This window comes from Streptomyces sp. NPDC008163 (assembly GCF_042956885.1).
GTDB lineage: Bacteria > Actinomycetota > Actinomycetes > Streptomycetales > Streptomycetaceae > Streptomyces > Streptomyces drozdowiczii_A.
Window position 1 is genome coordinate 40,559 of record NZ_JBIBHG010000005.1, and the last position, 26,766, is coordinate 67,324.

The window sequence follows — 26,766 nt, forward strand, 5'->3', positions numbered from 1 at the left end:
AACCCGGCAGCCCGGGAGAACCGGGTGAACATGCGCCCGAATCGAACAGCCAGTGACCCCACCGCGCCCTACGGCGTTGGCCCGGTATGACCCCGCTGCATTCCACGGCCGGCCCCGGGCGCCGCCGGCTCGCCGCTCCGCCCTCCGAAGAATCGGTTCCGCAGCCCGGTTCCGTACCGGCGTCCCAGTCCGAACCGCCCCGGTCGGCGCCGCGCGCGGTGCCCCATTCCAGCGATCCGCCGATCTACCGGGCGCTGCTGCGGCACTGGGAGAGCACCGGCCGGACCCTGCCGGGCCGTCATGACCAGGACTGGAACCGGATCATGACGACGCCCGTGTGGTCGGAGCGGCCGCTGCGGGTCAGCGGGACTCAGGGCCCGCGAGGTGGCGCGCGATGACCATCCGCTGAATCTGGTTGGTGCCCTCCACGATCTGGAGCACCTTGGCCTCGCGCATGAGGCGTTCGACGGGGAAGTCCTGCGTGTAGCCGTAGCCGCCGAGCACCTGGACGGCGTCGGTGGTCACCTGCATCGCGGCGTCCGTGCAGAAGAGCTTGGCCATGGCGGCCTGGCGCGAGAAGGGGCGGCCGGCGTCCCTGAGCCGGGCGGCTTCCAGATAGAGCGCGCGGCCGGCCTCGATGCGGGTCGCCATGTCGGCGAGCATGAACCGCAGGCCCTGGAAGTCCGCGATGGGGCGGCCGAACTGCTTGCGGCCGGTGGCGTAGCCGAGGGCCTCGTTCAGTGCGGCCTGGGCGACGCCGATGGCGCAGGCGGCGATGCCGAGGCGGCCGGAGTCGAGGGCGGAGAGGGCGATCGCGAAGCCCTGGCCCTCGTCGCCGATCCGGCGGGCGTCGGGGACCCGGACGCCGTCGAAGTGGAGCTGGGCGGTGGGCGAGCCCTTCATGCCCATCTTCTTCTCGGGGACTGCCGCGCTCAGCCCGGCGGCGTCGCCGGGGACGAGGAAGGCGGTGATGCCCCGGGCGCCCTCGGCGCCGGTGCGGGCCAGCACGGTGCAGAAGTCCGCGATTCCGCCGTGCGTGATCCATGCCTTGGTGCCGGTGATCACCCAGTCGTCGCCGTCCCGTACCGCCTTGGTGCGCAGCGAGGCGGCGTCGGAGCCGGAGGCGGGTTCGGAAAGGCAGTAGGCGCCGAGCAGACCGCCGGAGAGCATCGACGGGAGGTGTTCGGCGCGCTGCTCCTTGGTGCCGAAGCCGGCGAGTCCGTGGCAGGCGAGGGAGTGGACGCTGACGCCGAGGCCGACGGTGAGCCGGGCGGCGCTGAGCTCTTCGAGGACCTGGAGGTAGACCTCGTACGGCTGGTCGCCGCCGCCGTGTTCGGAGTCGTAGGGCAGGCCGAGCAGTCCGGACTCGGAGAGCAGGGTGAAGATCTCGCGGGGGAAGCGGCCGGCTTCCTCCTCCTCGGCCGCCGCCGGGACGATCTCCCGCTGGGCGATGTCCCGTACGAGGTCGATCAGCTGGCTGGATTCCTCGGTGGGCAGACGGCGTTCGACCCACTGCGGGGCACGGTCGGACATGACGGCGCTCTCCTCCCTGTCGGGCGTTGCGGCGGTCGCGCGCGCGGGGTGGGAGCGGCGCCGCCGGGGGGATCTCCGGGCGATGCCCGAATTCACTGCTGCCCAGCCGATGTTGCCCTCCCGGATTACGAGAGGCGCAGGCAGGCGGCTGTGGCGGGACGAGTATGCCCGATCGGATGGCATCCGTCACCGGTTGACCGAACATACGAATGAATGGGCTTCGATCACCCGGCTCCGGGTGCACGGAGATCATCGATATTGGTCCGAACCATTGACCCAACTGGTCTAGTCCATCTACCGTTCCCGGCGAACCGGCTTTCCGCGTTCATGCCAAATTCGAGCGCCGGAAGCCGGTAGTCCACTGGCACGTCCCCTCCCCCACGAGGAGCAACCATGACCGGACTGCATCGCCCGGGAGCCCGACTTCGGGCCCTCGCCGCTGCCGCGTGTACCGCCGCTCTGGGCGCAGCCCTGCTCGGCGTCGCCGGCACCGGTTCCGCCGGCGCGGCCCCCGCCGCGCCCCGGGCCGCCGCACCGGCAGCAGCACCCGCCGCCCCCACAGCGGCCGGTGACAAGGTGGTCGGATACTTCACCGAATGGGGTGTCTACGACCGGAATTACCACGTCAAGAACATCGAGACCTCGGGCTCGGCCGACAAGCTCACGCACATCAACTACGCCTTCGGCAACGTCCAGGGCGGCAAGTGCACGGTCGGCGACTCGTACGCGGATTACGAGAAGGCGTACACCGCCGACCAGTCCGTCGACGGGGTCGCCGACACCTGGGACCAGGAGCTGCGGGGCAACTTCAACCAGTTGCGCAAGCTGAAGAAACTGCACCCGGATCTGAAGGTGCTGTGGTCCTTCGGCGGCTGGACCTGGTCCGGCGGCTTCGGTGAGGCCGCGCAGAACCCGGCCGCGTTCGCCGAGTCCTGCTACAACCTGGTCGAGGACCCCCGGTGGGCCGATGTCTTCGACGGCATCGACATCGACTGGGAGTACCCCAACGCCTGCGGTCTCACCTGTGACACCAGCGGCCGGGACGCCTACGGCAAGCTGCTGTCGGCGCTCCGCTCGAAGTTCGGCGGCGACAACCTGGTGACCTCGGCGATCACCGCGGACGGCTCCGAGGGCGGCAAGCTGGACGCCGTGGACTACGGCGGCGCGGCGCAGTACGTCGACTGGTACAACCCGATGACGTACGACTTCTTCGGCGCCTGGGACGCGAAGGGCCCGACGGCCCCGCACTCCCCGCTGAGCTCCTACGAGGGCATCCCGAAGGACGGCTTCAACAGCGAGGCGGCCATCGACAAGCTGAAGGCTCAGGGCGTCCCGGCCTCGAAGCTGCTGCTCGGCATCGGCTTCTACGGGCGCGGCTGGACCGGCGTCACGCAGGCCGAGCCGGGCGGAACGGCCACGGGCGCGGCCGCGGGTACGTACGAGGCGGGCATCGAGGACTACAAGGTCCTCAAGAACACCTGCCCCGCCACGGGCACCGTCGCGGGCACGGCGTACGCGCACTGCGGCAGCGACTGGTGGAGCTACGACACCCCCGCCACCATCGGCACCAAGATGGCGTACAAGAACCAGCAGGGCCTGGGCGGCACCTTCTTCTGGGAGCTGAGCGGTGACACCACCGACGGCGAGCTGATCAAGGCGATCGACTGACCCGGTGACGCGGTGAACGTCAGGGGCGGGGAGCCTTGCGGGCTCCCCGCCCCTGATGTCGTCTAGAGCAGGCCGAGCTGCGTGACGAGCATGGCGACCACGACCACGAGGGTCCAGCCCGCGATGTGCTCCAGCAGCTTGGGGCCGTCGTCGGGACCGCCGGTACGGGCGCGGCGGCGGGCGGCGGTGAGGGTGGCGGCGTTCGCGCTCATGGCATCTCGTTCGGTCGGCCGGCAGAAGGTGTACCCAGCACCCGGCCGGGACCCGACCACAGTGCCAGCCCGGCGGGTCCGGGGGTAGAGACGTCCGTCACTGGCGGGGGCGGCCGTCCCTGCCCCCCGCCCCCACGACGTGCGGAAACCGTACGAGGGGGCGGGGGCGGGTGTGCCGCAGACCACACGCGTGGTCAGCGCACCTCATAGGCCCGGATCATGGTCTGGCTCACCCGGGCGCCCTCCTTGTCCGTGAGCGTGACCTTCAGGTGGACGAACGTTCCGGCGGGCGCGTCGCCCGGGATGCGGACCTGCCACCCGTCACGGCCGGCCGTGGCGTGGGTCCGGTGCCAGGTGGTGACCGCGTCGACGGTGGACTCGGTGCCGTACGCGTACTCCAGGCTCGCCTTCCGCAGCGTGGCCGGCTGGGCCGAGTCGTCGGTGACGGCACTCAGGCCGATCGTGGCCGGCTCCCCCGCCGGACGGGAGTTGCGCAGGTCGGACGGTACGTCGAGGACCGGGATCAGCAGGTGCTGGGCGCCCTGGTCGGAGGCGTCGGTGGTGAAGACCCAGTCGGTGGCGTAGGCGAGGCCGGTGCGGTCGAGCGTGCCCGCGCGGCGCTGCCACTGCTGCTGGAAGGTGACCTCCGCCTTCCTGTCGGGCAGGTCGAAGGTGCCGGAGACCATCGCCTGCGGTTCGCCGTCGACCAGCAGCCGGCGGGTGCCGGAGTCGGTCATGGCGAGGGTGGAGTCGTGCCCGCCCGCGTCGCCGAACGGGGCGATCGTGTAGCCGAGGCGGTTGCTCTCACGGTTCATCAGGGGCTGGGCGTAGGTGTTGCGGACGGGTCCGTAGGGCGACTTGTACCACTGGGACGTGGTGCGGCCCTTGTCCGTTCCGCGCGGCCCGTCGTAGGCGGTGCCGCCGTACGGGCCGAGGTCCCGGCGCATCAGGGTGGTCCAGGTGATCCCGTCGCGGCCGGACGGGGTGAAGTACTCGGTGCGCTGCTGGGGCGCGTGCAGCGGCAGGGTGGTGCCGCCGGCCCAGACCGCGGGGATGCCCGGGGCGCCGACCTTCACGTCCGACCAGTACGTCGCGTCGTCGGCGCCCTGTACGTGGTAGCGGGCGTCGGTGGCCGCGAGGTCGCGGTCGCGGACGCGCTGGGTGCCGGTCGGGATGGAGCCGCGCCCCGCGAGGGCGAGGTTGTAGACGTAGGGGCTCCGCGCCGTCGCCGTGCCCGACCAGGTGAGCGAGACGTCGCCCTTGTCCAGCGCGGCCCGGACCGCCAGGGAGTCGGCCCAGGTGATGGTGGCCTGCGGCAGGCCCTCGGCACCCGTCAGCTGGAACCGCCCCTCGCTGTCCGGGACAGCGGCCACGACGCCCACGGCACCGGCCCGCTGCGCGGCCTGGTCCCAGAGGAAGGCGTTCCCGCCGCCGGTGCCCGCGTCCACGAGGGCGATGCGGCCCTTGAGGTCGTGGGCGGCGAAGTTCGCGTCGGTGCCCTTGCCGATGTACGTCACCGGCGCCGAGCCCTTGCCGTCGAACTCGGTGCCCTTCTGCACCGGCAGCGAGTCGAGGACCCGGCCGCCGGCGGTGAGGGCGGCGCGCGGCGCGGTCAGCCGGGCGGAGGCGAGGAACGTCAGCCGGTCGTCACCGTGCACGGGCTCCGCGTACAGCGCCTTCACGTAGGACGGTACGGAGGTGAGGTATCCGGCCCGGAGACGGCGCGAGTCGTCCAGGCCGAGGGCGAGACCGATGGCGAATCCGGCGGCCTGGCTGGGACGTTCGGTGTCCCAGGACAGCCGCCGCGCGTCGCGGGCGTCGAGGGTGACCTCGGTGTCGCCGGAGACCGTCAGCCTCTCGCGGTAGAGCTGGCTGACCGAGTCGACGCTGCCGATGTCGCCGGGCTCGTCGCGGGTCAGGATGACGCCGCTCAGCGCGTACGTGCCGAACGGCACCCGGATCGTGGTGCTGCCGGGCTCGGGGTAGCCGATCGTGTAGCGCTTCGCCGTGTCGCGGTGGTCGTCGAAGAGCTGGAAGGTGGAGAGGGCGGACGCCGGGTCGCCGTGCCGGTCGGTCCCCTTGACGGTGACGTCGGCCGACGGGACCTCCATGTGCACGCCGAACGGGACGGTGACGCGGACCCCGTGCGAGCCGGTCGCGACGAGGCGGCCGGTGACCGTGCCGTACGCCCCGGCGGAGAGGCGGGTGCCCGGGTCGACGCGGACCGGCACATCGGTGGTCCCCCGCGCCGGGACGGTGACCGTGGTGCGGGCCGGGCGCGCGAATCCGGAGACGCGGCTGCCGTCGTCGCCCCGGACGTCCTCGACGCGCACGCTGAGGCGGACGTCCTTGCCGGTGAGGTTGGTGAGGGTGACCGTCCTGTCGACCGGGGCGAGATTCCGCTGCGGATACGCGAAGTCGCCCAGGAGCGGCACGGGCGGGGCGGTGACCGGCTGGGTCACCGCCCGGGCCACGTCCATCGGGCCCGCGCCCTGCTCCAGGACCGGCGCGTCGGTGGACCGGGCCGACGAGGTCAGCAGGGCCTTGAGCCCGGCCGGGGTCAGCTCGGGGTGCTGCTGGAGGAGCAGCGCGGCGCCGCCCGCGACGTGCGGGGTGGCCATCGAGGTGCCGGACATCTCCTGGTACGCCTGGGTGCCCCGGCCACCGGAGTTGGCGGCGACGACGCCGACGCCCTGGGACGCGAGGTCCGGCTTGGCGCTCACTCCGTCGACGGAGGGGCCCCGGCTGGAGAAGGAGGCGGTGGCGTTCTTCCGGTCCACGGCGCCGACGGTGAGGGCGCTGGGCGCGCACCCGGGTGTGGAGACGGTGCCGTGCAGCGAGGCGTTGCCGGCGGCTATGACGAACAGGGCCCGGTCGCTGAGGCGTTCCACGGCGTCGACGCCGGGTCCGGCGCAGGCGGTGTCGCCGTCGGAACCGAGGGACATGGAGACGACCCGGGCGCCCTGGTCGACCGCCCATTCCATGCCGTTGACGATGCCGCTGATCGAGCCGGAGCCGTCGTCGTCGAGCACCTTGCCGATGAGCAGGTCCGCCTTGGGCGCCATGCCCGCGTAGGTGCCGTGGGACGCGGCGCCCGTGCCGGCCACGGTGGACGCGGTGTGGGTGCCGTGGCCGGTGCGGTCGTCGGTGGCCGGGGTGGAGACGAAGGTCTCGCTCGCGGCGACGCGTCCGGCCAGGTCGGGGTGGCCGGCGTCGACCCCGGTGTCCAGAACCGCGACCTTGACGCCGGAGCCGTCGAGCCCGGCCCGGTGTGCGGTGGTGGCGCCGGTGAGGGGCACGGTGGGGGTGCCGAGGCCGGTGACGGCGGTGCCCTTGACCTTGGCGTCGAGCCAGATCTTGCTGACGGTGCGGGTGGTGGCGGTCGTCCGGGCCGTGGAGCGCTCGGTGCTCGCGGCACCGGGGGCGCTCGGGGCGAGCCTCTGCCAGGCGTCGGCGGCGGACTCCTTGCTGACGGCGAGTCCGGCGCCGCCGATGGACTCCAGGGTCGCGGTGGTCCGGGTGCCGGGGACGGCGGGGCTGCGCAGGCCCCGGGCCGCGGCACCGCCCGCGTACTCCACGACGACGGGCAGGCTGTCCGTGTGCGCGTCGTCGTACCCGTCGGCGACGAGCCGCCCGATGTCGAAGAGCGCGGCGTCCACGAGCCCGGCGTCCACGAGGTGTTCGACGCCCTGCGGGAAGACATAGGTCCGCTTGCCGTCCTGCCAGGTCGCGGCGGCGTGCCCGGTGGAGTCGCCGCGCAGGGCCGCCGAGAGGACCCGCCCCGCGCCGTCCACCCGGGCCTCGACCACGTCACCGGTGATCAGGGTGACGGTCACCGCGCGGCCGGGTTCGCCGGTGAGCGGCCGGGTGGTGTCCGCCGGGGTGCCGGCGGATGCGGCGGGGGCGGCCGTCGCGAGCAGGGCGGCGGTGGCGAGCCCGGCGGCTGTCCGGCGCCATGGCCTCGTACGTCTCATCGTGGGTCTCCAGGAGAGAAGGTGTCCGGTGACCTCGGAGGGAGGGGCCCGGTGAGCAGCAGCGTGGCCAACACCGCTGCTCCGTGGGGGGCTTGGGGCTGGCGAGTGGCTGCCATGGCGTAATCCCGACACGTGCGCGGAGCCGGTCGCCGGCACCGCGCGAGGGTCCGTTGCCAGGCCGCTCCGCAGGTGGCGACACTTGTGCCATGTCGTCCCAGCCAGAAGTGCCACCGTTCCCCTCGGCCGAGCAGCCGCCCGGGCCGCCCGCCGCCGCGCGCTCCTCCCTGATCCGGTTGCAGGAGGACCTGCGCAGAGCCGATGACTCGCTGGTGCGGCTGCTCGCGGCCTGGCGGCCCGACGGCAGTGAGGTGCCCGGGCAGTTCGTGGAGTTCTGGGAGGGGCGCGAGGCCCAGGCCCGCCGTCTGTACGAGCTGGAGTACGGTGCGCGGACGTCGCTGCTGGGGTTCCAGTCGGGGGCCAACACGGTCGCCCCGGTCCCGTCCACGCTGGCGGACCCGGCGCACGTGACCCCGGAGGAGGAAGAGGCCGAGGAGGCGCGGGACGCCGACGCGGAGCCACCGATGCGCAAGGACGGCAATCCCCACGCCGCGTACCGCGTGGTCGTGGACCGGGCCTTCCTCACCGAGCCGGAGGCGTTGCGGGCGCTGGACGAGCGGCTGGCGGCCGGTCATCAGGTGCGGGTGGTGGACCAGCCCCTGATCAAGCTCCTCATAGCGGACGAGGAGACCGCCATGGTCCAGCTGGAGGCGGGCCGTTCGATGATTCTCGGGCCGCCCCTGGTCCGGCTGGCGGTCGAGCTGTTCGAGTCCGTGTGGCAGCGCTCGCGGCCGTATCTGCGGGAGGACGGTGATCTGGACCCGGCCGACCGGCGGCTGCTCCAGCTGATGCTGTCCGGGCTGACGGACGCGGCGACGGCCCACCAGCTCGGCACGTCGCCCCGTACGGTCCAGCGCAGGCTGCGCGCCCTGATGGACGCGGCCTCGGTCTCCTCGCGCGTCCAGCTCGGCTGGTACGCGATGCGCAACAACTGGGTGTGAGTCCGCCGCCCGGGGTGCGAACGGCACCCCGGGCGGCGGGCCGTCACATCCGGGCGGTGTAGTACTCCAGCGTCCGGCCGTGCAGGCGCTTCACCGGGTCGGTGACGCGGTCCGACATGCTGTTGTGCTGAAGGTAGTTGGTCACCACCCAGGTGAGGTCCTTCCCGTCGACGGTCCCGTCGTGGTTGATGTCCGCGGCGCGCTTCGCGGTGCCCCGGGCGTCGTACACGGCGGCGGCGTCGCGGACGTCGATGACGTCGTCGCCGTTGACGTCGCCCGCGACCAGGGAGGCCACCGAAGTGCCGCTGGTCCCGGCCACGGCCCCGTAGCCGGTGAGGCCGAGCTCGATGTCCTCGTTCCAGGTGAAGTGTCCCGGCACCCGGATCTCCAGGCGGTAGGGCTTCACGGCGGGCGCGAGGTCGCCCGCCGAGACCCGGGCGGTCGCGTCGGCCGTCAGCGTGTGCCGGGTGCCGTCCGGCGCGGTCAGCTCGGTGCGGATGCCGTCGAGGCTGTAGTCGCGCGTGGTGTCGTAGCCGTAGTCCTTGGTCAGGAGCGCTTCGGCGGCGGGCCGGGCCCCGAAGGTGGACTCCGGGTTCAGCATCCGGACCGAGCCGTAGAACTGGATGTTGAGCGGCACCTTGGTGCCGGCGGTGTCGGTGGCGCTCGTGGTGCCCGTGGTGAGTCCCGCCGCCGTGGTCCAGTGCTCGCCCGTCACCTCGTACGTCACCTTCAGCAGCGGCATCGAGTCACCGCTCAGACCCTCGGGGTCGGAGACGTCGAAGTCGAGGGTCGTGTACGACGAGGCCCCGGCGGACACGTCGGTGGTGGTGATCTTCGAGGAGCCGTGGGCGGCCAGCTCGGCGGTGGGTTCGATGCCGGTGATCCGGATGTTCCGGTCGTCGTAGCGGATCTGGGAGTTGTAGTGCTTCCAGTTCTTCAGGTTGTGGCCGGTGAGGGTGTAGGTGACCCGGTCTCCGGCGCGGGCGGCGGGCCTGTCGGCGTCGGCGACGACGTACGGCATGCCCTCCTTCATCAGGTTGAGCACCCGTACGTCACCGATGTTCCCGGCGGCGTCCGCCGGCCACATCTTGACGTAGGTGGTCGGCGGGCCCGCGGAGATCGGGACCTGGAACTTCACATCGCCCTTCGCGTCCGCGTTGACGTGGCCGGTGGGCGAGTTGGGGCTGTACGTGGAGTAGTAGAGGGCGTTGTCGTCCTGGCCGATATCGAGGCCGGCCTTGCGGATCGCGCCGGTCTCGCCGTCGCGCAGCGAGCCCGTGAAGCTGAACGACGTGGCGTCCGCCGGGCGTTCGACGACCACGGGGTGGGACGGGTCCCAGGCGCCGTACGCGTCGTCGTAGGCGGGCGCGTGGGAGTCGACGTAGATGTCGCGCAGCTCGGTGTCGGTCCCGCCGAAGGCGTCCGTGCCCACGATCCGCAGCGTGTAGTGGCCGTCCGCGATCCACCGGCCGCGCGGGTCGAACGGGGTGGCCTCGCGTCCGGTCACCGGGAAGTACCAGCCGCCGACCGTCGCGGGGCCGTAGAGGACGCCCTCGGTGAGGCCGGTGGTGTTGATGCCGCCGACGTAGCCGAGGTCCTTGCCACGGGTGTCGGCGAGGAAGATGTCGACGCTCGTCAGCTGCCCGGCCATGCGCAGGTTGAAGGTGGCGGCGCCGCCGCCGACGGACCCGGCGTCGGAGAACTGGTTGGTGGACATGACCGGCTTGGTCATGTCGATCTCCGCGAAGCCGGACTCGGCCACGCGCAGCCCGAACGGCATCCGCAGGGTGTGAAGTCCCCTGCCGGAGACCGGGGTCAGGGTGACGAAGCCCTCGTAGTAGCCCGCCGGTGCGTCGCCCGGCACGCGCAGCGTGGTGCGGACGGGCGTGCCGCCGTGCGGCTTACTGGTCACCTGGCGGTCGGCACTCAGGGTGATACCGGCGGCGCGGGCGTCCCCGGAGGCCCCGTTGCCCCGGGTGAACGTGGCGTCCACCTCGTATCGGCCCCTGGAGCCGGTGTTGTTGACCAGGTCGAGCCGCTTCTCGACGCGGGTGGACCGGCCGACCGGGAGCACCCCGAGGTCGAGGGCGCCGGTGCGGTGGTCCAGCTCGGACCGGGTGCCGTCCAGGGAGACGTACGGGGTCTTCGCGGAGACCTGGAGGGAGGTCTCGGTGTGCACGGCGGCGTACGGGTCGACCGCTCCGGCGCCCGCGTCGAAGACGCTCACCTCGCCGGGCATCGGGCGGGCGGTGTTCATCAGGGCCGCCTTGACCCCGTCCGGGGTGAGCCGGTGGTCGTGCTGGAGCAGCAGCGCGGCGGCCCCGGCGACGTACGGCGAGGCCATGGAGGTGCCGCTGAGGCGGGCGTACGCGGCGGTGTAGTCGCCGGTCTCCGGCGCGACGGTGTCCGCCGGGACCGACGAGAGCACGCTGACGCCGGGCGCGGTGACCTCGGGCTTGATGGCACCGGTGCCGTACGCCGGGCCGCGCGAGCTGAAGTCCGCGAGCGCTCCGGTGCCGAGCACGAAGGTGCCGGACTCCGTGAAGGTGAGGCGGGCGCTGCCGTCGGCGGTCGCGGCGGTCAGCGCGGCGCCCTCGGCGGCGGTGAGCGAGAAGGCGGGCACGTAGCCGGGGCTCTCGCCGATGTAGTTCGGGATGTGCCCCTCGTCCGCGTTGTCGTTGACCAGGAGGACGGCGACGGCGCCCATGGTGGCGGCGCGGCGCACCTTCTCGTCCAGGGTGATCCCGCCGCGCTTCACGAGGACGGCGCCGCCCTTGACGTCCTTGCCGCTGTAGCCGGCTCCCGTGCCGGTCCCCACGTCCGCGACCGAGTAGTCGCCCGAGGTCAGGCCGGAGAGCGCGTCGCCGAACGGCTGGGCCAGCAGCCGCCCGTCGGCGGTCGTGGCACCGGTGCCGATGCGGTACTCCGGCAGGGTCATCGGTTCGTCGTGCGCGCCCACGGTGAGCGGCAGCGCGGCAGCGCCCGGGGTGCCCAGGGTGTTGGCGCCCGGGCCGCTGTTGCCGGCGGCGATGACGGTGGTGATCCCGGCGAGCACGAGGTTGTCGGCGGCTATCGCCTGCGGGCTCATCGGGTCGTTGACGGCCGCGCCGAGCGACATGTTGACGACGTCCATGCCGTCGTCGGCCGCCCGGTCCATCGCGGCCATGATGTCGCTCGTACGGCCGCTCCCGTACGGGCCGAGCACCCGGTACGCGTACACGGAGGCCCCGGGCGCCACCCCGTGCGCGGCGCGCTCCTGCGAGGTGTCACCCCGGCCGGCGACGATCCCGGCGACGTGCGTGCCGTGCTCGGTGTAGTACGTGGAGCCCTGGTTGGTCTCGGCCCGGCCGGACGCCTTCCAGTCGGCGTACGTGGTCTCCATCGGGTCGGCGTCGTCGTCCACGAAGTCGTAGCCGCCCCTGTACGCGGCCTTGAGGTCGGGGTGGCGGTAGTCGATGCCGGTGTCGATGATGCCGACCTTGACGCCCTTGCCGGTGATGCCCTCGGCGTGCAGCCGGGCCACGCCGTCGTCGCCGGTGGTCCCGGAGGCCCCCGGGGTGCCGGACGTCCCGCCGCCGTCGGCGGGGGCGGGGCGGTCGAGCGCCTTGACCGTGGTGTCCGGCCAGACGGCGGTGACCTCGTCGTTGTCGAGGAGTTCGGCGACACGGTCGCCGGGGAGCCGGAGGCTGACCCCGTCGAAGCTGTGGGTGTAGGTGCGGCCGGGCCTGGGGGCCTCGGCCGTCTTGGCGCCCTTCGCGAACATGTCGTCCAGCGCGGTGCGGAACCGCTGGTGCGCCTTCGTCACGGCGTCCTTCGCCGCGTCCTCGCCGACCGTGCGGCCCTCGGCCGCGGCGAGCAGGCGGGCGGTCCTGGCCGGCGGGGTCTTCAGCTGGACGATCACGTCGACGGGCTTGCTGCTGCGCAGCGCGGCCTTGTCGGTGAGGTGCAGGCCGCCCAGGTCCAGGGCGGCCATCCGGTGCAGGGCTCCCCGCTCCTGGTCGTCCAGGGAGGCGAGCAGGGCGGTGGCACCCGGCGTACCGGTGGTGGAGGGTGCGGCGAAGGCGGCGGGGGCGGTGGCCGCGAGGGTGGCGAGCACGGTTGCCGCCGCGGCCAGGGCGAGGTGTCTGCGCCCCGGGGCTTGCGTCATGATGCGTGGGCTCCGCTCTGGACGGGGACGGACGGTGTCCCCCTCACCTCGTGAGCTGCGGGGGACGGGCATCGCATGATCGTCGGCGCCTGGGCCTCCGGCGGGAATGGGGAACCGGTGGCGAGATTCCGCCTGTCGTCAAGTCGCCATCGGACGCGGTGGGTTCGGGATGTGGCGACAACACGTCGTGTCATGCATCCGCCACGCGTCTGTGCTGCGGCGCCCCGGCCGGACTCGGTAGACCCGTGCCACGACCTCCCGCCGGCGCCCGGGGCTCCGGCGGGAGGTCCCCGACGTGGTCCCGGTCCTGCCGAGGCCCCCGCCATGCGAAAGGGCACCCATGTCCCGCCCCACCACCACGCGCCGCAGACGCCGGTTCACCGCCGCCGTCCTGGCGGCCGGCCTGACCGGCTCGCTGATGAGCCTGACGGCGCTGCCCGCGCAAGCCGCCGACGTGCCGCACCCGTTGGGCACGGCCGTCCCGGACGCGCCCAAGAAGGCCCTGACCGCCCAACGCGACAAGCTGGGCGCCCACGACCGCACGCTGCTCCAGAAGGCGGAGAGCAAGAAGGCCAGGACGGTCACCGTGCTGCTGGCCACCGGCGAGGGCGACACCGAGGCGCTGCGCAAGAAGGTCGCGGACCTCGGCGGCCGGGTCGCCAGGACCGACGACAAGCTGGGCTACGTCCGCGCCACCGTGCCGACCGGCAAGGTCACCGCGCTCGCCGCCCTCTCCTCGGTCCGGGCCGTCGACCTCGACGAGACCTTCAAGATCCCCGACCCGTCACCGGTCGCCGCCCAGGACAGGAAGGACCACGGCGGCCACGGTCCCACCCCGCCGAAGGCCCCCGGCCGCACCACCCCGGCGGACAACCCCTACCTGCCCGTGGCCGAGACCGGGGCCACCGGCTTCACCGAGGACCACCCCTCCTGGGACGGCCGGGGCGTCACCGTCGGCATCCTGGACACCGGCGTCGACCTCGCCCACCCGGCGCTGCGCACCACCACGACCGGGCAGCCGAAGATCAAGGACTGGGTGACCGCGACCGACCCGGTGACGGACGGCGACCCGACCTGGCTGGAGATGCGGCTGAAGGTCACCGCGAAGGACGGCACCTTCCGCTACGGCGGCGTCGACTACAGGGCGCCCGACGGGGACTACGAGTTCCAGCTGTTCAAGGAGTCCGGCACCTGGGGCGGCGAACTGGAGGGCGACGTCAACCGGGACGGCGACTACAAGGACGTGTTCGGCGTCCTGTACCGCAGGGCGGACCATCGGGTGTGGGTGGACGCCGACCTGAACCAGACCTTCGACGACGCCGATGTGGTCGAGCCGTACGCGAAGTCCGGCACGTGGGCCATGTTCGGCAAGGACGACCCGGACACGGCCCTCGCCGAGTCGATGCCGTTCACCGTCGAGTACCGCGACGACGTGGACCTGTCGGCGCGGGGCGGGACGAGCACCGGCAAGAAGGCCGACTTCGTGAACATCGGCATCGTCTCCGGTGCCCACGCCACCCATGTCGCCGGTATCACCGCGGGCCACGGGCTGTTCGGCGGCACGATGGACGGCGCCGCCCCCGGCGCCCGCATCGTCTCCGAGCGGGTCTGCCTCTTCGCCGCCGGGTGCACCTCGTACGCCCTCACCGAGGGCATGATCGACGTCGTCGTGAACAAGCACGTGGACGTCGTCAACCTGTCGATCGGCGGGCTGCCCGCGCTCAACGACGGCGCCAACGTCCGCTCGGTGCTCTACAACCGGCTGATCGACGAGTACGGCGTGCACATCGTCTCGTCGGCCGGCAACGACGGTCCCGGCATGAACACGGTGTCGGACCCGGCGGTGACGGACAAGGTCATCGCGGTGGGCGCCTCGGTCAGCAAGGACACCTGGTGGGCGGATTACGGCTCCGAGGTGAAGGACCGTCAGTCGCTGTTCCCGTTCTCCGCGCGGGGGCCGCGTGAGGACGGCGGGATGAAGCCGGAGATCGTCGCCCCGGGCGCCGCGGTCTCCTCCATCCCGACCTGGCTGCCCGGCGAGGGCGTGCCCCAGGCCGGTTACGAACTGCCCCCGGGCTACGGCATGTTCAACGGTACGTCGATGGCCTCGCCGCAGGCCGCGGGTGCCGTCGCCGTCCTGCTCTCCGCCGCGTCCGCCTCGCACGTCGAGGTGTCGCCGGCCGGGCTGCGGTCCGCGCTGACCGGCTCGGCGACGTATCTGCCGGACCAGCCGGCGTACGCGCAGGGTGCCGGCCTCGTCTCCGTACCGGCGGCGTGGAAGCTGCTGGCGAAGGGCCTGAAGCCGACCGCGTACTCCGTCGAGGCACCGGTCTGCGGTGTCCTCGCGGGCATGCTGACCACCCCCGAGACCGGCACCGGCGTCTACAACCGCTGCTCCCCCGACGACGGCGGGCAGCCGCTCCACCGGCCGAAGAACTACACGGTGAAGCTCACCCGCACCGGCTCGGGCAGCCGTGAGGCCCACCTCTCCTGGCTCGGCAACGACGGTACGTTCAGCGCCCCGCGCACGGTGCGGCTGGACCAGGGCCGGGCCGCCTCCGTCACCGTCCGCGCCCAGGCCAGGTCCACCGGCGCGCACTCGGCGCTGCTGCGCGTGGACGACCCGGCCACCCCCGGCGTCGACCGATTGGTCCCGGTCACCGTCGTGGCCGCCGCCGACCCGGCGAAGCCGTCGTACGCGGTGTCCACCGCCGGCGCGGTCGACCGCAACGCCACCCGCTCCTTCTTCGTCTCCGTGCCCGAGGGCGCGGCGGCGCTGAAGGTGGACCTGACCGGTGTCGCCCGCGACAGCCAGACCCGGTTCCTGGCGGTCGACCCGCAGGGCATGCCGGTCGAGGACACCGCCGTGAGCCGCTGCTACACCCACTTCTCGGACGAGGCGGACTGCGCCCCGGGCTCGCGCACGTACGGGCGGCCGATGCCCGGCGTCTGGGAGTTCGAGGTGGAGGCCCGCCGGACCTCGCCGATGCTCACCAACCCGTACCGGCTGACCGCGACCGTGCAGGGGGCCACGCTCGACCCGGCGTCCTCGGTCATCGACCAGGCGGCGCTGCACGCGGCGACCGAGAAGAGCTTCACGGCCGTCAACCGGTTCGCGCCGGTGACCGCGCACGCGGTGGGCGGCGCTCTGGGCGCGCTCTCCGAGGCCCACCCGACCGTCGCCGACCAGCAGATGACCGGCAAGCAGGTGACGGTGCCGAGGGACGCGACACGTCTTGAGGTGTCGATGGGCAACGCGTCCGACCCGGACGCCGACCTGGACCTGTATCTGATCGCGCAGTCGGGGCAGCTCGTCGCCTCCTCCACCAACGGCGGCTCCCGTGAGTCGATCGTGATCGACAAACCGGCGCCCGGCTACTACCTGCTGTACATCGCGGGTACGGACGTCCCGTCGGGCAGCACCGCGTTCGACATCCAGGACACGATGTTCTCCTCGTCGCTCGGTTCGGTGACCGTGGACCAGGACACGCCGGTCCGCCTGGCGTCGGGCAAGTCGGTGAAGGTCAGCGGGCGTCTGGTGGCGGACCTCGTGCCTCCGGCGGGCCGTCGCATGGTGGGGCGGTTCTCGCTGGCCTCCGACACGGGCACCGTGCTGGGCAGCGCCGACGTACTGCTCGGCAAGGTCACCGCCCCGCACGCGGAGGTCACGGCCTCCTTCGGCCCGGCCATCGCCTTCAGCCTGGACGACAACGGCCGCGTGGCCGGATCGAAGCAGATCAGCGGCCGGAGCCGGCCGATCCGCTGGGACACCGGAAACGGTGTCGCGCAGCTCGACAGCGCGGCCGCCCGCGAAGGCCACGTGCTCGGCCAGAGCCGGACCAAGGGGTACGCCACCGGCCAGCTGACGCTGACCGAGGGCACCCGGGCCGCGGTCTGGGACGCGGACGGCAAGCTGACCACGCTCCCGCTGCCCGGCTGGGAGCCCTACCGCTTCGCGCGCGGCTTCGCCGTCAACGACGCCGGTACGGTCGTCGGCAACGCCACGGGCAATGTCACCGACCCGGCCACCGGCCGCAGCATCGAAGTGAACGAGGGCTTCGTCTGGAACGCGGACACCGGCTTCCGCAAGCTGCCGCACCTCACGCAGAGCCGCAGCCTGACGGAGCCGCTCGCGGTCAACGACGCGGGCGTGGTGGTCGGCCACTCCTCCAACGGCGGGAAGCGCCGCGCCGTCAAGTGGGACGCGGACGGGAAGATCACCGACCTGGGCACGCTGCCGGGCATGGCCGACAGCTACGCCGAGTCGGTCAACGCCTCCGGTGCCGTCGTCGGCGTCAGCGGTGACGACGCGTTCGTCATCAGGCCCGGGGGCACGATGACCCGGCTGCCGGACTTCGGCTTCAACGCCAAGGCCCTGCAGGTGAACGACGCGGGCTGGGTGCTGGGCACGGCGGAGACCGAGCCGGACGCGGACACCGCGGTCGTCTGGGACCCCGAGGGCCGGATGTACCCGCTGTCGGCGATGACCGGCTCCTCGCGCTTCGTTCCGCTGGAGGGCATCGGCATCAACAACCGGGGCGAGGTGGCGTACTACGCCATGGACACCGAGGACGGGGGCTCGACCAAGGTCGTCCTGGCCCAGCTGCCTTCCTGACGCTCCTCCCGTCCGCCCTCCCCGCCACCGGCCGACCGGTGGCGGGGAGGGCGGCGTGTCTTCTTCAGGCCCTCAGCCGCGCGGCGATCGGGCAGTCCCGCACGGCACACACATCGCACCCGAGCTCCGCCGTCCGGAGGGGGACGTGGGCCCCGGCGCCTCGCGGGGCGCCGACGGCCCCCGCCGGCCCCTCGAACTCCAGCAGCAGCAAAGCCGAATCGTCCGCCCCGCACGGAGCGGCGTGCCGGTGCACGTCCTCGCGCATCCTGGCCAGGCAGCGGCCGACCGGCGCGTCGCGCAGCAGTCCGCTGTGCGCGCCCAGCGGGTAGAAGCGGCCGCCCTCGTCCCGGGCCTCGGCCAGTCCGTCGGTGTGGAACAGCACCCGGTCTCCGGTGTGCAGCACCTCCCGGTGCCGCCCCGGCCGGCCGTCCGCGAGATCGTCGAGTCCGAGCGGCATCCCGGGCCGCTCGGGCTCGATCCACTCCGCACCGCCGCCCGCCCGGACCAGCAGCGGCGCGGGATGCCCGTAGTTGAGGAGGCTCATCCGGCCGTCCGAGGTCAGCTCGGCGAGTACGGCGGTGGCGAACCGTTCGTCGTCGGGCCGCCGGGCCAGGGCGCACGACATCCGTACCCCGACCTCCTCCAGGCTCGGCGACACCGCCGCGTACTCCCGGAACGCCCCCAGCAGGGCCGCGGCGAGCCCGGCCGCCCGCAGCCCCTTCCCCTGGACGTCCCCGATCAGCACCCGTACGCCACCCCGGACGGGCACCACCTCGTAGAAGTCCCCGCCGATCCGTGCCGCGTCCGCCGCCGACTCGTACGACGCCGCGATGTGCACGGGCCCCACCGTCTCGGGGACCGGCGGGGCCAGGGCGTCCTGGGCGGTGGCGGCCACGTCGCGCATCACGGCATGGCCGCGTTCGTGGCCCTGCCGGACGCGCGCCGCGGCCGCCGCGACCGCCGTGACCAGGGCGATGGCCAGCAGCGACACCCCCGCCCGGGGAGAAGCGAGCACGTCGTCGTGGTACGCCAGCACCCCCGCCCAGACCGCGGCGAACAGGCCCGTACCGGCGACGGCCGGGACCCGGCCGCGCGCCGAGGCGACGACCGGGCCCACCGCGTAGAGGGCCAGCAGCCTCACCTCCTCCCCCAGCACCAGATCGAGCAGGGCGACGCCGAGCACGGCCCACGCGCCGCCGCAGTCGAGATACGTGAAGGTCGGCATTCTCGGGTTCTTCATGGCTCTCCTCCGGTGGGCGTCCCGGTCTCGGGACGTCTCAGACCTCGATGGCGACCCGGCCGTCGGCCGCCGTCTCGGCGTTGCGCCGGGTCTTCGCCCAGCCGGTACGGCCCCGCAGCAGCCGGACGAAGCCGCGCGTCGAGACGATGAACAGGTGGTACGCGTACAACCAGAGCGCGATCCCCCAGAGCACCCCGGTGAGGCGGGACCGACCGGGGGCGAACTCGCGGCGGTAGACCGGCCCCCAGAGCACGAACGGGACGATCGACAGCAGTCCCAGGGCGAGCGCGACCGGCCAGGCGGCGAGCACCACGTGGGCGGCCTCGCCGTCGATGACGAGCGCGGTCAGCATGAGGACGCTCAGCAGCAGGGTCGCGAGATGGGCGACCGGCTGGAAGAAGGTGTACAGGCACTCCAGGACGCCCCTGGCCGAGTAGTGCCGGGACCCGGTGATCCGGCCCGCGTACCGCACGCACTGGATGTTGCCCTGCGCCCAGCGGGTCCGCTGGGTGAGGAAGCGCCGGGTGCGCGGCAGGGCCTCCTGAGTCACCCAGGTGTCCGCCAGATGGGTGACGCCGTAGCCGGCCAGCCGCATCTGGACGCCCAGTTCGTAGTCCTCCAGGAGCGCCGCGCGCGCCCACGGGCGGCCGTGCTCCGCCGCGATCCGGTCGAGCGCGGTGAGCCGGGTGAACTGGCCGTTGCCGCCGAGGCCCACCGAGCCGGTGCGGCGGCGCAGCAGCTGCATGCCGGTGTTGGACACGGCGAACTCCGCGTCCTGCATGCGGATCAGGAGCCGGGCGTAGGCGTTGGCGAGCCTGCCACGGCCGGGCAGCGGGCGGGCGTCCTCGACGTTGCGCATGCGGACGCCGATCTGCACTCCGCCGGTCTCCGGGTCGCCGAAGGCGTCGGGGCCCGCCGCGTGGGCGAGCGCGTCCGGCGACAGCCTGCCGTCGGCGTCGACCACGCAGACGACGGCCCTGTCCCGGTCCGGCTCCCCGGAGAGAGCCGCGTACGCGGCGTTGAGCGCGGCGCCCTTGCCTCTGCGGGCGTCGGGCAGCCGCCGGGAGACGAGGTGGACCCGGTCGTCGCGGGCGGCGAGCGCGCCGACGACCGGGCCCGTCCGGTCCTCGCTCGCGTCGTCGATCACCCAGACGTGCCCGCCCGGGAAGTCGGCGCGCAGCCGGGCCACGGTGGTCTCGATCACGGCCTCCTCGTCACGGCAGGGCACGAAGAAGTGCCAGGTGAAGGCGGAGGGATCGCCGGTACGGGAGGGCTGCCGGCGCGCGTAGGCGCGGCGGGCACCGGCCCAGTAGAGGAGGAAACAGGCGAGCAGGAAGAACGGGAAGACGTAGAGGAAGAGATCGAGGACCATGCGGGGCTCCTGGGAGGCGGCGGACGGGGGCGGGCACTCCGGGGCTCAGGCGGGGACCGGGCCGGGCACCCCGTCCGGCAGCGCCGCGTCCGCGGTGAGACCGGCGATCCGGCGCGAGGCGCCGCCGTCGCCGTACGGGCTGGGCAGCCGGGCGAGCCGCCGCAGGCCGTCCGGGCCCTCGGCGAGCCTGCGGCGCGCGGTGGTCTCGATGCCGAGGCCGGGCTCCACGAGGTCCGCGAAGTCGGTGAGCGATTCGGGCCGTTCGGTGGACCGCCGTACGACGACGAGCGGCCGGCCGAGGACGGTGGCCTCCTCCTGGATGCCGCCCGAGTCGGAGATGATCAGCGCCGCGTGCCGCGCGAGGGCCAGGAAGGCTCCGTAGCCCGTGGGCGGCACGACGGTGACCGCGTCGAGCAGCGGCCACAGTCCCGCCTCCTCGATGCGGGCGCGGGTGCGCGGGTGCAGGGGCATGACGACGGGCAGCCGCTTGGCGAGACCCGAGAGTTCGCCGAGCACGACGGCCAGCACGGCCGGGTCGTCGGTGTTCTCCGGGCGGTGCACGGTGGCCAGGACATAGCCGTCCGCTTCGAGCCCGTGGTCCGCGAGGAGCCGGGCCCGCTCGTCCGGCTCCGGCAGATGGTCGTGGACGGCCTCGACCACGGTGTTGCCGGTGACGGCGATGCGGTCCGCGTCGATCCCCTCCTCTACGAGGTGGGCGCGGTTGTCGGGAGTGGCGGCGCAGAGCACGTCGGCGAGCTGGTCGATGAGGACCCGGTTGTGCTCCTCGGGCATGTTCCGGTCGTGGCTGCGCAGCCCCGCCTCGACGTGGACGAGCGGCAGCGAGCGCGCGTTGGCGGCGAGGGCTCCGGAGAGGGCGGCGTTGGTGTCGCCCTGGACGACGACCGCGCGCGGCGGATCGGCCGCGAAGCGCTGGTCGAGACCGGTGAGCGCGGCGCCGACCTGCACCGCCCTGGGCCGCCCGCCGACGCCGGTGAGGAATCTCGGCTCGGGCAGCCCGAATTCGTCGAGGAAGCCCCCGGACAGGCCCTCGTCGTAGTGCTGGCCGGTGTGCACGACCCGGGCGGCGGGTCCGAGTACCCGGATCAGCTCGGCGAGTTTGACCAGCTCGGGGCGGGTGCCGAGAACGACTGCGACGCTGTGTGCGGGGAGGGTAGCCATGTCCCCGAGTGTTGATGAACACGGTTGCCAAAACGGGTGTGACAACGTTGTCGGACGGTTGCTTCCGGTGCGGGGGCTGCCCTCGGGGACGTACGGCAGGGTCGTTCGGCCCCGGCTGGACTCACCGAGGTCCCGGCCGGGGACTCACCGAGGTCCCGGCTCGGCGCCGCCGACGAAGCGGTAGCCGACGCCCCGCACCGACTCGACCGGGTCCGGCACGCCGTCACCGGCCGCCGACGCCAGCTTGCGGCGCACCCGGAGCACGGCGAACTTCACCCTGTCCCGGCCCAGCGCGGTCGTGTCGTGCCACACCCGGTCGAGCAGGGTTTCCGTGGTGACGACGGCACCCCGGTTGCTTACCAGCAGTTGCAGCAGCCGGTACTCGATGTCGCTGAGGTGCACCTCGGCCCCGTGCCACAGGACGGTCCGCCGGTCCGCGAGGAGCCTGAGGTGGCTGCTGACCTCGCCGCCCGGCCGTCGCCGCGCGCCCGACCTGCGCAGCAGTGCCTCGACGCGGGCCAGCAGCTCCTCGTTCCGGAACGGCTTGACCACGTAGTCGTCGGCGCCGCCGCGCAGCCCGCGCACCAGGTCCGCGAGGTCGTCGCGGGCGGAGAGGACGATGACCGGGAGGTCGCTCATGTCCCGTGTCCGGGCCAGCACCCGCCAGCCGTCGAGCCCGGGCACCCCGAGGTCGAGCAGCATCAGGGCAGGCCGCTCCTCGAACAGCAGCCGCAGCGCGTCCCGGCCGTCGGCGGCGTGCAGCACCTCGTACCCGTCCCCCGCGAGCAGTTGGCGCAACGCCAGGGCCGAGGCCGGGTCGTCCTCCACGATCAAGAGTCTCGGCATCGCGGACCGTCGCCCTCCTGGCAGCCCGGCCCGCACCACCACGGGCGCGCCGGGCACACACTCCGAGTGAACCAGCAATACCCGCCCGCCGCCCGCCGCGGGCGCCCCGGCCCCCTCGTCCGTGCCTTCCGGCCTCAGCTGCCCCAGCCGGCGGCACCGAACCGGCGCAGGTAGGCGTCGAGCCCGTCCGGCGTGGCGCCGGCCCAGCCGATGTACCCGTCCGGGCGGACGAGGAAGAGCCCGGTGCCGTACGCGGCGGGGGCGCTGCCGGTCACCAGCTGTGCGACCCGGGCGGCGGGCGCGTCCGTCCCGAGGGCGAGCAGCGTCCAGTGCGGTCCCCGGAAGGCGTCGAAGAGGCGGACGCCGTCCACGGTCGCGTCGGGGGCGCGGTCACCGGCGCGGAGCGCGCCCTCCGGGACCGCGGCGCGCGTCTCCTCGGTGAGCGGTGAATCGCGGTATCCGAGGCCCAGTTGGCGGGTGGCGTCGCCACGGCGGACCTCGCCGCGGTGGACGCCGGTGGACAGGTCGAGCATCTGGGCGGCGACCGGGCGGCGCTCCTCCTCGTAGCTGTCCAGGAGCGCCGCCGGGGCACCGTCCGTCAGCACCGCGCCCAGCTTCCAGCCCAGGTTGTAGGCGTCCTGGACACTGGTGTTCAGGCCCTGCCCGCCCGCCGGGGAGTGCACATGGGCGGCATCCCCGGCCAGGAAGACCCGGCCCGCGCGGAAGCGGTCGGCCAGGGCGGCGCGGGGGCGGAAGTCGGAGGCCCAGCGCACCTCGGTCAGGGCATCGGCGGGCAGGTGCGAGCGCGCGGCGAGGACCTTGCGGATGGCGTCCGGGGCGAGGTCGACGTCCGTCCCCTCCGGGAAGCGGGCGGTCAGCTGGAAGTCCTCCGTACCGGCCAGCGGGCAGACGGCGAGGAAGTCGCCGCCGTCGTGCGGCGGGAAGATGTGCCAGTTGTCGCGGTCCAGGCCGGTGATCCGGACGTCCGCGACCAGTGTCGGGCCGGGGTCGACGGTCTCTCCGGTCATCCCGATGCCCAGCGCGCGGCGCACCGCCGACCGGCCGCCGTCCGCGGCGACCAGATAACGGCCGCGCAGCGAACCGCCGTCGGCGAGACGCACGGTGACGCCCTCCGCGTCCTGCGTGAGGCCGGCGGCCTCGCGGCCGAGGACGACCTCGCCGCCCAGCTCCGCCAGCCGCGCCGCCAGGATCTCCTGGGTGCGCCACTGCGGCACCATCCACGGCTTGTTGTACGGCGCGTCCTCGCTCGGCTCGGCCGGGTCGAACATGTGGTGCTCGCCGACGCGTTCGCCGTTGCGCCAGACCATGCCGACCGGATAGGTGCCGCCCGCCGCGTGGATCGCGTCGATGACGCCGAGGTCGTCGAAGACCTCCATGGTGCGGGGCTGGAGGCCCTTGCCCCGGGAGCCGGGGAACAGCGCCTGCGCGCGTTCCAGGACGAGCGCGTGCACGCCGCGCCGGGCCAGGTCCACTCCGAGGGCGAGACCGGTGGGCCCGGCGCCGACGATCAGGACATCCGCGTCCATGACGATTCTCCTTAACGCCGTTAAGTGCTCGATGGCTCCGAGAGTGCCCTTAACGGCGTTAAGCTGTCAAGCGTGAGTACCGAACGACGCGCCCCCCTCGACCGCCGACGGGTCGCGGACACGGCGTTGCGCCTGCTGAACGAGGTGGGCCTGGACGGGCTGACCCTGCGCGCCATCGCGAAGGAGCTGGACGTCAAGGCGCCCGCCCTGTACTGGCACTTCAAGGACAAGCAGGCCCTGCTGGACGAGATGGCGACGGAGATGTACCGGCGCATGCTCGCCGGCACCCCGCTCGACCCGGCCGACACCTGGCGGGAGCTGCTGCGGAAGACCAACCACGCCCTGCGGACGTCGCTGCTCGGCTACCGGGACGGCGCCAAGGTGTTCAGCGGTTCGCGCTTCACGGGCGCGGTGCACGCCGAGCAGATGGAGGAGAGCCTGCGCCTGCTCACCGCCGCCGGATTCACCCTGGCCCAGGCGGTGCGGGCGGCCACCACGACCTACATGTTCACGCTCGGCTTCGTCATCGAGCAGCAGGGCGCCGAGCCCCTGCCGGGCCTGCGCCGGGAGGGCTTCGACGTGGACGAGCGCGCGCGGATGCTCGCCGCCTACCCGCTGACCGCCGCGGCGGGCGCCGAGATCTTCGCGGACTACGAGCAGCACTACGGAGAAGCGCTCGACCTGGTGATCGCGGGCATCGCGGCGGCCTACGGCATCGGCTGACCGCGCGCGCCGCGCCCGTGGGCGTCACTCCAGGTCGATGACGACCTTGATGTCACCGTCCTGCGCGGTGAACGCCTCGGTGGCGTCCCGCAGCGGCACCCGCCGGGTGATCATCCGCTCCAGCCAGGCGGGCTCTGCGCGCCGGAGGGCTTCGGCGCCCGCCCGGTAGTGGCGCCGGTTGGCGTTGACCGAGCCCACCACGGCGACGTTCCCCCGCACCAGCTCGTTGTTGAGCGCCCCCGCCTCCACCGGCAGCCGGTGGGCCTCGGGCGACACACCGATCAGGCAGACGATCCCGTAGCTCGCGGTCCCCCGCATCGCGCCCAGGACCACGTCCGCGGCGCCCGTCCCCTCGATCACGATGTCGGGCCGGAGGGCGGCGGCCACCTCGTCGATCGAGCCGCTGTGGTACGTGGCACCCAGGCCGGCCACCAGGGCGGGCTTCGGCCCCGAGGTCACCCGGTCGAGCACATGGACGTCCAGCCCGCGCTGCCGGCCGAACAGCGCGGCGAGCAGGCCGATCGGCCCGGCGCCGGTGACGAGGACCCGCTCCGGCTCGAACCAGGAGCGCGCGCCGATCCGTTCGACCTGCTCCCACGCCTTGGCCAGCACGGTGGCCGGTTCGAGCAGGACGCCGACGCGCTCCAGGGACGGGTCGAGCCGGACCGCGTAATCGCTCTCGACGGTCCAGAACCGGCTGGCGTAACCGTGCCGTTCCCTGATCCCGCGTTCCGTGTAGCGCCCGTTGCGGCACATGTCGAACTCGCCCCGGGCGCAGGCTCCGCACGGTTCCGGATCGGGGCGCCGCACGACGCCCACGACCAGGTCCCCGGCCGCGAAGCCGCTGCCCGCGGGCGCCTGCCGCACCCGGCCCAGGGACTCGTGCCCGATGACCAGCCGCTCCTCGCCCCGCGGCGCCCGCCCGAGCCCGCCGGCCAGGATCTCCCGGTCCGTGCCGCAGACCCCCACGGAGATCCCGTCGACCAGAAGCTCCCCCGCGCCCGGCACCGGGTCGGGCACCTCGCGGACCCCAAGGCTCTTCGCGGCCGAGGGCCGGACGGTCACGGCACGCACAGGGACTCCCTTCGAGCGGCGGGCTCGGAGCAGCGGGCTCAGATCAGGCCGAACGACCGCAGCGCCCACCGCTGCGCCGGCGTCGGACGCGCGGGCCAGTAGACGTAGCAGACCCCGCCGGTCCCGCTCTTGACGTTGCCGCTCGCGTCGTACCGCTTCGTCCGCAGCCAGATCGTCTCCCACTCGTGGCGCTGGTAGACATGGCGGACCGCGTCGTCGTTCGGGGACGCCGGGTCGTTGGCGATGACGTCGCCCTCGGCGGTGAAGCCGATGACCGTCATCAGGTGGCCCGACGTGCCGTAGCCCGCGCCCGTCAGCTCCTCCTTCAGGAAGGACTGGGAGGTGATGACCGGGATACCGGCGCGGACCAGGGTCTCCACGTCGCTCAGCGAGCCGAGCCGGGTCACGGCGGCGCTCATGTCGCGGTACGTCGCAGCGTAGGCCGCGTTGAACGGCCAGTTGCCGCAGCCCTCGTACTGGTTGTCGTACGTGAAGCGGGCGGCGTGGCAGACCGAGGGGTCCTGTATGCCGGGCGCCACCCAGGACAGGTCATCGGCGGAGGGCTTGCGGCCCCAGTACTCGATGATCATCTGCGAGGAGGTGGGGCTGCACCACGCCTCGCCGCCGTTGTCGTACTCCGGGTACTGGCCGACGTGGACGTTCTGCGAGTAGCGCGGCACCGGCAGCTCGCGGACCAGGCCCGGGGTGCTCGCGGGCACCGTGAAGCGGTCCGGGATGTCCGAGGCCATCGCGCCCACCCGCCACACCGTCGGGGTGAGGCGGCTGCCCGGGGTGCGGTACAGGGTCAGCCGGAGGCGGTACGACAGCAGGCGCAGCCCGCTCGCCGCGTCGTCCACCGAGAAGGTGTCGGTCCAGATGGAGCTCTTGCCGTCGCTCTGGTCGTCCACCGAGGTGCGGCGGATGTCCGCGTCTCCGGCGGCCCAGCGCCCCATCACGTACCACGGGGTCTCGGTGCCGTCCGAGTAGCGGCCGCTCAGCTCGATCTGGATCCAGGTGCCGGCCGGGGTCTCGGCGTTCCAGGAGGCGATCACCTCGGTCGCGGGGACGCGGGAGCGGTGGACCGGCGAGGTCCAGGTCGCGTACTCCCAGGCGGCGGTGGTGCCGGTGTGCGGGTCGGTGTAGTCCGTACGGCCCAGCGGGTGGGCGATGACCAGACCGGCACGGCGTCCGGCGACCGCACCGGTCCCGGCGCGGTCGCCGCAGCGCCAGTCGGTGTACGTGGTCCAGGCGTGGTTGTCCACCGAGGGCGGCGCGGGCCGGGCGCGGCGCGGGGCCGCGGCCGCCGAGGCGGCGGACGACAGCGTTCCGGCACCGGCGGCCGCCACGACGGCGGCGGCGGCGAGCACGGTGCGGCGTGAGGTGGGACTGGGCATGGGCGAGACCCCCGGTCGTCGTCTGCGGAATGGGGCTGCGGTGCACGACAGTGGGCCAACTATCGCGGGTCGCGTCCCGGTTCGGCCAGCGATTCGACCCGTGCCGATCAACCAATATTGGTCTCTACCACTGGCGTGACCTGCGGCTGGGCCGAACGGCCTACCGTCTGCCCCGGCTCGTAGT

At 73.2% G+C, this 26,766-nt stretch carries 15 protein-coding genes; 4 read left to right on the forward strand and 11 right to left on the reverse strand.

Annotation, left to right across the window (positions count from 1 at the left end; genetic code table 11):
• Positions 1 to 360: 360 nt before the first annotated feature.
• On the reverse strand, positions 361 to 1,533 hold the full coding sequence (locus tag ACFZAT_RS12865; protein WP_391263641.1) for an acyl-CoA dehydrogenase family protein: 1,173 nt from the start codon (positions 1,531 to 1,533) through the stop codon (positions 361 to 363).
• Between the two features lie 393 nt (positions 1,534 to 1,926).
• On the opposite strand from ACFZAT_RS12865, the gene ACFZAT_RS12870 reads away from it, so the two are divergent.
• Complete coding sequence (locus ACFZAT_RS12870; protein ID WP_391263642.1) at positions 1,927 to 3,201, forward strand: glycosyl hydrolase family 18 protein; 1,275 nt, start codon at positions 1,927 to 1,929, stop codon at positions 3,199 to 3,201.
• Between the two features lie 62 nt (positions 3,202 to 3,263).
• Here ACFZAT_RS12870 and ACFZAT_RS12875 read toward each other — a convergent pair whose 3' ends face one another.
• Complete coding sequence (locus ACFZAT_RS12875) at positions 3,264 to 3,413, reverse strand: SCO1431 family membrane protein (protein ID WP_391263644.1); 150 nt, start codon at positions 3,411 to 3,413, stop codon at positions 3,264 to 3,266.
• A 194-nt stretch (positions 3,414 to 3,607) separates the two neighbouring features.
• Positions 3,608 to 7,387, reverse strand: coding sequence for a S8 family serine peptidase (locus ACFZAT_RS12880; RefSeq protein ID WP_391263646.1), 3,780 nt, complete (start codon positions 7,385 to 7,387; stop codon positions 3,608 to 3,610).
• A 206-nt stretch (positions 7,388 to 7,593) separates the two neighbouring features.
• Between ACFZAT_RS12880 and ACFZAT_RS12885 the strand changes: the two genes are divergently transcribed.
• On the forward strand, positions 7,594 to 8,445 hold the full coding sequence (locus tag ACFZAT_RS12885) for a helix-turn-helix transcriptional regulator (RefSeq protein ID WP_391263647.1): 852 nt from the start codon (positions 7,594 to 7,596) through the stop codon (positions 8,443 to 8,445).
• 43 nt (positions 8,446 to 8,488) lie between these two features.
• Here the strand turns inward: ACFZAT_RS12885 and ACFZAT_RS12890 are convergent, their stop codons facing one another.
• The gene (locus ACFZAT_RS12890) at positions 8,489 to 12,592 is read right to left on the reverse strand and encodes a S8 family serine peptidase (RefSeq protein WP_391263649.1); all 4,104 of its coding nucleotides are present in this window, start codon (positions 12,590 to 12,592) and stop codon (positions 8,489 to 8,491) included.
• Positions 12,593 to 12,932: 340 nt separating this feature from the next.
• Between ACFZAT_RS12890 and ACFZAT_RS12895 the strand changes: the two genes are divergently transcribed.
• A complete protein-coding gene (locus ACFZAT_RS12895; RefSeq protein WP_391263651.1) occupies positions 12,933 to 17,207 on the forward strand; it encodes a S8 family serine peptidase in 4,275 nt (1,424 codons plus the stop codon).
• A gap of 64 nt (positions 17,208 to 17,271) precedes the next feature.
• Here the strand turns inward: ACFZAT_RS12895 and ACFZAT_RS12900 are convergent, their stop codons facing one another.
• From ACFZAT_RS12900 to ACFZAT_RS12920, 5 genes are all read right to left on the reverse strand, one after another.
• Positions 17,272 to 18,447: a SpoIIE family protein phosphatase gene (locus ACFZAT_RS12900; RefSeq protein WP_391263653.1), complete on the reverse strand. Its 1,176-nt coding sequence runs from the start codon at positions 18,445 to 18,447 to the stop codon at positions 17,272 to 17,274.
• Between the two features lie 37 nt (positions 18,448 to 18,484).
• The gene (locus ACFZAT_RS12905; protein ID WP_391263655.1) at positions 18,485 to 19,819 is read right to left on the reverse strand and encodes a glycosyltransferase; all 1,335 of its coding nucleotides are present in this window, start codon (positions 19,817 to 19,819) and stop codon (positions 18,485 to 18,487) included.
• Positions 19,820 to 19,864: 45 nt separating this feature from the next.
• Entirely contained in the window at positions 19,865 to 20,998 is a 1,134-nt protein-coding gene (gene wecB, locus ACFZAT_RS12910; RefSeq protein ID WP_391263657.1) for a non-hydrolyzing UDP-N-acetylglucosamine 2-epimerase, read from the reverse strand.
• A gap of 144 nt (positions 20,999 to 21,142) precedes the next feature.
• Positions 21,143 to 21,844 carry a response regulator gene (locus ACFZAT_RS12915; RefSeq protein WP_391263659.1) on the reverse strand — a complete coding sequence of 234 codons (702 nt, stop codon included), beginning with the start codon at positions 21,842 to 21,844 and terminating at the stop codon, positions 21,143 to 21,145.
• 134 nt (positions 21,845 to 21,978) lie between these two features.
• The gene (locus ACFZAT_RS12920; protein WP_391263661.1) at positions 21,979 to 23,391 is read right to left on the reverse strand and encodes an FAD-dependent monooxygenase; all 1,413 of its coding nucleotides are present in this window, start codon (positions 23,389 to 23,391) and stop codon (positions 21,979 to 21,981) included.
• 72 nt (positions 23,392 to 23,463) lie between these two features.
• Here ACFZAT_RS12920 and ACFZAT_RS12925 point away from each other — a divergent pair, with 72 nt between their 5' ends.
• Positions 23,464 to 24,114, forward strand: coding sequence for a TetR/AcrR family transcriptional regulator C-terminal domain-containing protein (locus tag ACFZAT_RS12925; RefSeq protein ID WP_391263663.1), 651 nt, complete (start codon positions 23,464 to 23,466; stop codon positions 24,112 to 24,114).
• 24 nt (positions 24,115 to 24,138) lie between these two features.
• On the opposite strand, the gene ACFZAT_RS12930 is transcribed toward ACFZAT_RS12925, so the two are convergent.
• Together ACFZAT_RS12930 and ACFZAT_RS12935 are read right to left on the reverse strand one after the other, a co-directional pair.
• Positions 24,139 to 25,188 (reverse strand): alcohol dehydrogenase catalytic domain-containing protein, encoded by a 1,050-nt coding sequence (locus ACFZAT_RS12930; RefSeq protein ID WP_391263665.1) that lies wholly within the window; start codon positions 25,186 to 25,188, stop codon positions 24,139 to 24,141.
• Between the two features lie 38 nt (positions 25,189 to 25,226).
• A complete protein-coding gene (locus ACFZAT_RS12935; RefSeq protein ID WP_391263666.1) occupies positions 25,227 to 26,582 on the reverse strand; it encodes a C39 family peptidase in 1,356 nt (451 codons plus the stop codon).
• Positions 26,583 to 26,766: the final 184 nt, after the last annotated feature.

Excerpts from the sequence above, each read along its gene's own strand:
- ACFZAT_RS12865 (WP_391263641.1), bottom strand. The coding sequence starts at position 1,533 with ATGTCCGACCGTGCCCCGCAGTGGGTCGAACGCCGTCTGCCCACCGAG.
- ACFZAT_RS12870 (WP_391263642.1), top strand. The coding sequence starts at position 1,927 with ATGACCGGACTGCATCGCCCGGGAGCCCGACTTCGGGCCCTCGCCGCT.
- ACFZAT_RS12875 (WP_391263644.1), bottom strand. The coding sequence starts at position 3,413 with ATGAGCGCGAACGCCGCCACCCTCACCGCCGCCCGCCGCCGCGCCCGT.
- ACFZAT_RS12880 (WP_391263646.1), bottom strand. The coding sequence starts at position 7,387 with ATGAGACGTACGAGGCCATGGCGCCGGACAGCCGCCGGGCTCGCCACC.
- ACFZAT_RS12885 (WP_391263647.1), top strand. The coding sequence starts at position 7,594 with ATGTCGTCCCAGCCAGAAGTGCCACCGTTCCCCTCGGCCGAGCAGCCG.
- ACFZAT_RS12890 (WP_391263649.1), bottom strand. The coding sequence starts at position 12,592 with ATGACGCAAGCCCCGGGGCGCAGACACCTCGCCCTGGCCGCGGCGGCA.
- ACFZAT_RS12895 (WP_391263651.1), top strand. The coding sequence starts at position 12,933 with ATGTCCCGCCCCACCACCACGCGCCGCAGACGCCGGTTCACCGCCGCC.
- ACFZAT_RS12900 (WP_391263653.1), bottom strand. The coding sequence starts at position 18,447 with ATGAAGAACCCGAGAATGCCGACCTTCACGTATCTCGACTGCGGCGGC.
- ACFZAT_RS12905 (WP_391263655.1), bottom strand. The coding sequence starts at position 19,819 with ATGGTCCTCGATCTCTTCCTCTACGTCTTCCCGTTCTTCCTGCTCGCC.
- wecB (WP_391263657.1), bottom strand. The coding sequence starts at position 20,998 with ATGGCTACCCTCCCCGCACACAGCGTCGCAGTCGTTCTCGGCACCCGC.
- ACFZAT_RS12915 (WP_391263659.1), bottom strand. The coding sequence starts at position 21,844 with ATGCCGAGACTCTTGATCGTGGAGGACGACCCGGCCTCGGCCCTGGCG.
- ACFZAT_RS12920 (WP_391263661.1), bottom strand. The coding sequence starts at position 23,391 with ATGGACGCGGATGTCCTGATCGTCGGCGCCGGGCCCACCGGTCTCGCC.
- ACFZAT_RS12935 (WP_391263666.1), bottom strand. The coding sequence starts at position 26,582 with ATGCCCAGTCCCACCTCACGCCGCACCGTGCTCGCCGCCGCCGCCGTC.